The sequence below is a fragment of the Roseiarcus sp. genome (genome assembly GCF_052145395.1).
Lineage (GTDB): Bacteria > Pseudomonadota > Alphaproteobacteria > Rhizobiales > Beijerinckiaceae > Roseiarcus.
The window spans coordinates 1-6,352 of record NZ_JBKQOT010000102.1 but is presented as its reverse complement, the minus strand read 5'-3'; the positions used below and the strand labels follow the sequence as shown (position 1 = coordinate 6,352).

At 68.2% G+C, this 6,352-nt stretch carries 3 protein-coding genes and 1 pseudogene; 3 read left to right on the top strand and 1 reads right to left on the bottom strand.

What is annotated here, in order from left to right:
- Positions 1 to 219: 219 nt before the first annotated feature.
- The 3 genes and pseudogenes from ACLP25_RS03630 to ACLP25_RS03620 all read left to right on the top strand — a co-directional run.
- A complete protein-coding gene (locus tag ACLP25_RS03630; RefSeq protein WP_442467866.1) occupies positions 220 to 2,919 on the top strand; it encodes an OmpA family protein in 2,700 nt (899 codons plus the stop codon).
- A gap of 471 nt (positions 2,920 to 3,390) precedes the next feature.
- A complete protein-coding gene (locus tag ACLP25_RS03625; RefSeq protein WP_442467865.1) occupies positions 3,391 to 3,789 on the top strand; it encodes a hypothetical protein in 399 nt (132 codons plus the stop codon).
- Between the two features lie 12 nt (positions 3,790 to 3,801).
- A pseudogene (locus ACLP25_RS03620) lies at positions 3,802 to 5,022 on the top strand (tannase/feruloyl esterase family alpha/beta hydrolase); the annotation flags it as partial.
- 131 nt (positions 5,023 to 5,153) lie between these two features.
- On the opposite strand, the gene ACLP25_RS03615 reads toward ACLP25_RS03620, so the two are convergent.
- On the bottom strand, positions 5,154 to 6,352 hold a 1,199-nt coding region (locus ACLP25_RS03615; RefSeq protein WP_442467864.1), incomplete at its 5' end, for an SGNH/GDSL hydrolase family protein.

Below are 6,352 nucleotides of genomic sequence, written 5' to 3'. Positions count from 1 at the left end.
TCCCAAACGGGGTCGTGAGCCACCGGAGTTATGTCAGCCTCGCACGATCGCCCGTTGCGAAGGTTCCGACAAATCGGCCCGCGCCGCCACCATTTTCATCCATAATGGCGCGCCGCAGGCGCTGGTTGGCTCCTATGAAAATGGGCTTTAGTGTGCCCGCCCCCGCCCCCGAGGATGTTTTCCTCGCAAGCGCGACCAGCGACAAAGAGGAGAATCACGATGGCGCTCATCGACGCCCTGATCGACGACCTGGCGAGCCGGTTCAAGCTCGGCTCGATCGCCGCGCCGCTGACGCGGGAGGCCCTCGCCCTGATTGTCGGCGCGGACGGCGGGATCGCCGGCTTCCTCGACCTCTTCAAGCGCGCCGGCCTCGGCGGGATCGCCGGGTCCTGGCTCGGACAGACGAACCCTGCGCCCCTGACCGCCTCGGACCTCGAGAAGGCGCTCGGCGCGCCGGCAATCGATTCGATCGCGCACCGCCTCGGCCTCGCCCTGCCCGCCGTATCGGCCGGTCTGTCCTATGCTTTGCCGAGGCTCGTCGGCCTGCTGACCCCGAACGGCGCCATTCCGGAGACGCTCCCGGCCGAAATCATGGGCTTTTTCGGGGCGCCCGCCGGCAATGCGCCGGGCGGCGACGACCACGGCCACGCCGACGAGGTCAAGAAAATCCGCACGCGCTCGGTCGCGCCGGGCTGGCTGTGGCCCGTCGTTGCGGTCGCCGCGGTGGCGGGCCTCGGCTGGGCGGTCTGGCCGATCCTGTTCCCGAGCCATCCACCCGAGGCGACGACGACCCAGAGCGCTGCGCCCGCCGCCGCCCCTGCCCCCGCAGTCGCGGAGGCGCCAAAGCCGGCCCCGGCGCCGACCACGCCCTCGACGTTCGCCGTCCATAACGACAACGGAGTCGCCGTCATATCCGGCGCGGTGCACGACGATCAGACCCGCGGCTCGATCCTCGACGCGCTGAAGGGCGTGTTCGGCGCGGACAAGATCAAGGGCGACGTCGCCGTCGACGCCAATCGAACTTCTGCGCCCTGGCTCCCCAATGTCCGCGCGGCGCTCGAGGCGCTGAAGATTCCCGGGGTCAGCGCCGCGTTCGAAGGCGAAACGGTCAAAGTCGGCGGCGCGATCGTCGACGCAGACCGCGAAACGATCACGGCGTCGCTGAAGGCCCTGCTCGGCAACGGCGCTACGATCGGCGGGATCGCGGATGCCTTCGCCGGCGTCGAAGCGAGCGCCAATTCCAAGACGGCGACCGCCTTGGGGTCGCTTCAGACCGGATTCACCGGCGACGATCTCGTCGCCGTGCTCAACCAGGCGATGTTCAGCTTTCCTTACGGCAAGGCCGATCTGCCGGCCTCCGTCCAGGGCCTCTTGGGCGATGTCTCAGCCAGCCTGAAGAAACTGCCGCCCGGCTATCAGATCGAGGTCGCGGGCTACACCGACAACGCCGGCGATCCGAACGCCATGGTCGCGCTGTCGCAGCAGCGCGTCGACGCGGTCCGCGACGCCCTGGTCAAAGGCGGCGCGCCGGCGGACCTGCTTGTCCCCAAGGGCTACGGCGGCGCCGATCCGGTCGCGAGCAACGACACCGAAGAGGGCCGGCTGCGTAACCGGCGCATCGAGTTCCATGTGCTCAAGAAGCCGTCGGCGGCGCCGGCCGCCGTGACCGCGCAGGCCCCTGCCGCGCCGGCGTCTGCGGCCTCGCCGACGACGCCCTCGACGCTGTCGATCGACGACGACAACGGCGTCGCCAACATCTCCGGCGCGGTGCATGACGATCAGACCCGCGGCTCGATCCTCGACGCGCTCCGGGGGGCGTTCGGCGCGGACCATGTCAAGGGCGACGTCACGGTCGATCCAACCCGCGGCGACGCGCCGTGGCTCGCCCACCTTCGCGCGGCGCTCGACACGCTCAAGGTTCCGGGCCTGCAGGCGGTCTTCGAAGGCGGCGCCCTCAAGCTCGGCGGCGCGATCCCCGACGTCGACCGCGACAAGATCGCGGCAGCGCTCGGCTCCGTCTTCGGCGGCGGCGTCGCCGTCAGCCCGCTTGGCGAAGGTTTTGGAACCATGACGGGCGGCGAGAAGGCGGCGACGACCGCGCCGGCGCCGGCCGCCGCTGCGTCCGTCACACCCGCGGCGCCGTCGATGCTGTCGATCGACGACGAGAACGGCGTTGCGGCGGTCTCGGGCTCGGTGCATGACGACCAGACCCGCGGTTCGATCCTGGACGCGCTCAAGGCCGCCTTCGGCGCGGACAATGTCAGGGGCGACGTCTCGGTCGACCCGACCCGGGCGGATGCGCCTTGGCTCGCCAACCTGCGCGGCGCGCTCGACGCGCTAAAGGTCCCGGGCCTCAAGGCGACGTACGAAGGCGGCTCGGTCAAGCTCGGCGGCGCGATCCCGGACGCCGACCGCGAGAAGATCGCCGCCTCGCTCAAATCCGTGTTCGGCGAGGGAATCACGGTCGCATCGCTCGCGCCCTCGATCGGCGAGTGGGAGTCCTCGGCCAACGCCAGGGCGGCCGCGGCGCTCGGCGCGCTCAAGACCGGCTACACCGCGGCCGATGTCGTGACGGCGCTCAACCTTTCAGTCGTCAACTTCGCCACCGACAGCGCGGCGGTGCCGGAATCGGTGATCGGCTTGCTGCATGACGCCGCCGCGAGCCTGAAGGTGCTGCCGCAGGGCTATGTCATCGAGATCGCCGGCTACACCGACAACACCGGCGACCCGGACGGCAATCTCGTCCTGTCGCGCCAGCGGGCGGAGTCAGTCCGCGCCATGCTAATCATGGACGGCGCGACCGAGGACATGTTTACCGCTATGGGATACGGCGCCGCCGACCCGATCGACAGCAACGACACCGAGGAGGGGCGCCTCCACAACCGTCGCATCGAGTATCACGTCACGAAGACGCCCTGAGAGGCGACCTGGGGTTGCGGCGCGGACCTCCCCCGCGTCACAATGACCGCGGTTTTCTGGCAGTCACCCTTTGTTTTCAAAGGGTTAGAGGCGCTCCAGGCCGACTCTCGAGTCAGTGATCGAACGATTTCAAGGGCTTAGCGGGAAGTGCAGATTTGGCGGCGGCGACAGGCTGGCCCGGGCAGCGGGCGCGAACCGGCGATTCCCGCTGACGCCGTCGATGACATCGCAGGGCGCCCTTCGTTCTCCTGGATCGCCGCGCGTTGCTCGCGATGACGGCGTTCCCCAAGGCTACGCCTTGGAGCTGCCGAATATGACGTTGCGCCGCCCGCTGAGGCGACGCACTTTGGGATGCGGGTTCGGCCGCTAGTGGGTCTTTCAAGAACCGCAAGCCATCGAGGCGCCGGCGGGAAAATCGCCCCGCCGTCCGCGGCCGAAGAGCTGCCCGCCGAGGAAGCCAGGGAGCAGAACATGCGGACATCGACGAATGGGGCAAAACGAAACCGGTCGCGCGTCGCCATCGCCGGCGCGACGGCCCTCGGGGGCTTGTCCCTCGCGGCCGGGAACGCGGCTGCGGATTGCGGCGACCTCGCCGGCAAGACGTATGGCGACGCCATGATCACCGCGGCGACGAGCGTGGCGCCGCCGTCGAGCCTGATGGGGCTCGATCCTCCGGTGCCCGTGGCGATCCACGGGCCGTTCTGCCGAGTCGAGGGGATGATCAAGACCTCGGACCGCTCGCATGTCCGGTTCGAGGTCTGGCTGCCGCAGCAAAACGCCTGGAACGGCAAGGTTCAGGGCGTCGGCAACGGCGGCTTCGCTGGGTCGCTTATCCTGGCGCCGATGGACTGGGCGCTTCAGGCCGGATAAGCCGTCTCGGCGACCGACACGGGCCACACCGGCGGCACGCTCGATGCGGCCTGGGCGCTCGGCCACCCGGACGAGATCGTCGACTTCGGCTGGCGGGCGATCCACGGGACGGCCGAAGCCTCCAAGGCCATCGTCGCCGACTATTATCACAAGCCGCCGGCGCACGCCTATTTCAGCGGCTGCTCCGACGGCGGACGTGAAGCGCTGATGGAGGCGTAGAGGTTCCCGAAGGATTATGAGGGCATCGTCGCCGGCGCGCCGGCGAATTTCTGGACGAAGCTGCTCACCAACGCGATCTGGTCCGAGCAGGCGCTCAATCAGCCCGGGGCTTGGCTATCGCCCGCAAAACTCGCGATCATCAGCAAAGCCGTGTTCGCCCAATGCCATGGCGAGAGCGGTTATGTCGAGGATCCGGCGCAATGCCAGTTTGATCCGGCGGGCCTCGTCTGCAAGGCCGGCCAGACCGGCGCCTGCCTCACCGACGCGGAAGCGGCGGCGCTGAAGAAGATTTACGCCGGCGCGCAGGACGCGAGCGGGAAGCCGATCTTTCCCGGCTATGCGCCCGGCGGCGAAGACGGTCCGACGGCCTGGGTTCTCTGGATCACCGGCAGCGACCCGAACCGCACGGCAGGAAGCCTGATGAACGGCTTCGGGACCGGGTATTTCGCCAACATGGTGTTCGACGACGCCGGCTGGCGCATCGAAGGCCGAAACGTCAGCGATGATCTCGCCGCGGCGGACAAGAAGACAGGCGAGACGCTCGATTCGTCGAACCCCGATCTCAGCGCCTTCAAGGCCGCCGGCGGCAAGCTCATCCAGTATCATGGCTGGAACGACGCCGGGATTCCGCCGCGAAGCTCGATCGCCTACTACCAGCAGGTGGCCGACAAGATGGGCGGCCTCGAGGACGTTCAATCCTTCTACCGCCTGTTCATGGCGCCCGGCATGGATCACTGCGGCGGCGGCCCGGGCCCGAACGCGATTGGCGGGGTGTTCGGCCTGCCCTCGACGAGCCGCGATCCGCAGCACGACGTCGTCGCCGCGCTGGCGCACTGGGTCGAGGACGGCGTGGCGCCGGATCAGATCGTCGCGACGCTCTATCGCGACAACGACCCCTCGAAGGGGATCGGGGCCCAGCGGCCGTGGTGCGCCTATCCTGCGGCGGCCCACTTCTCTGGACAGGGCGACCGCGGCGACGCCGCGAGCTACGTCTGCGCCGCCCCCGCGAAATAGAATGGATTGAGCGACCGGCGCTCGCCGTGGACCGCCGGACGCCCGAAAGGAGTGGCCCCGCCGCTCGTCAAGGCGGCGGGGCTGTCTTGTCGGCCGCCGCCGAGCGTGCGCGTCAGCCTATAGAGCGCCGATCACTTGGTCGTCAGCGTCTGGAGGTCAATCGCGTCGCCCATCGCCTGGTAGCCGGCGGCGTTGGGATGGAGATGATCGCCCTTGTCGAATTTCGGCAGGGAATAGCCGGGCTTCTGCGGATCGACGATGACCTTGTCGAAGTCGATGACGCCGTCGAAGGCGCCGCTGCGGATGAAGTCATTCAGCGCGAGACGGATCTTCTCTTTGTCCGGCGTGTAATAGCCCTCGAACGGCGTTCCCGCGAAAGCGTCGCCAAAGGGCGTGAGCGTCGCGCCGATGATCTTCATACCATGCGCATGCGCGCGCGCGATCAACTGCTTGTAGCCTTCGATGATCGCCGCGGCGGTGGGCTCGGGATCGTGAAGAGCGAGGCCGCTGCCCGGCCAGCCGACGTCGTTGATGACCATCATCAGGATGACGGTGTTGGCCTTTGGCTGGCTGAGGACATCGGCGTCGAAGCGAGCGAGCGCATTGACGCCCATGCGATCGGACAGGACCTTGGCGCCGGAAATGCCTTCGTTCAGGACCGCGACCGGCGCGCCGCCGGCGGCCACGAACCGCTCGGCCAGGCGATCGGGCCAGCGGTCGTTGCCGTCGACCGTGGAGCCGTCTCCATCGGTGATCGAGTCGCCGAAGGCGACGACTGCGCGCGCGTTCGCCGGCGCATCGACCAAGATTTCGCTCAGGAACAGGCGTTGCGTCTGTTTGGAGTCGGCCGTGAAGTCCGCGTCCGCCGCCTTGTTTCCGGCGGCCACGTAAGCGGTCTCATGGCCGTCCCAATGAATGGTGCTCGTCGGGGTGATTTCCGGGAGATAGAGACTGACCGAAACCAGGGCGAGCGGCGCAACGGTCATGTCGACGGGATCACTGATCGCCGGGGCGCCAGGAGGGATCACGATCGAGGACTCGCCTCCGAAGGTCACCGTGTGATCGGTCCCTTCCTGGATCTTCCCGCCTTCTCCAGCAAGGGCGACATGCGCCGCGCCGACCGTCAGGGGCGTCGCGCCGTATGCGTTCGAAAGCACAATGCGCACCTTGCTCCCGCCGATGCTCAGGCGGGCGTTCTGACGGATCGTCTGTTTCCACAAGTTAGCCCGAACTTCCGGTGTTTGTGAGCGCAAGTCATTGACGTGACTCGACGGGCGCATCGCGTTCTGCCTACGCGGCGATTTTGAGGCCGAGGAGATCGAAGGCGCGG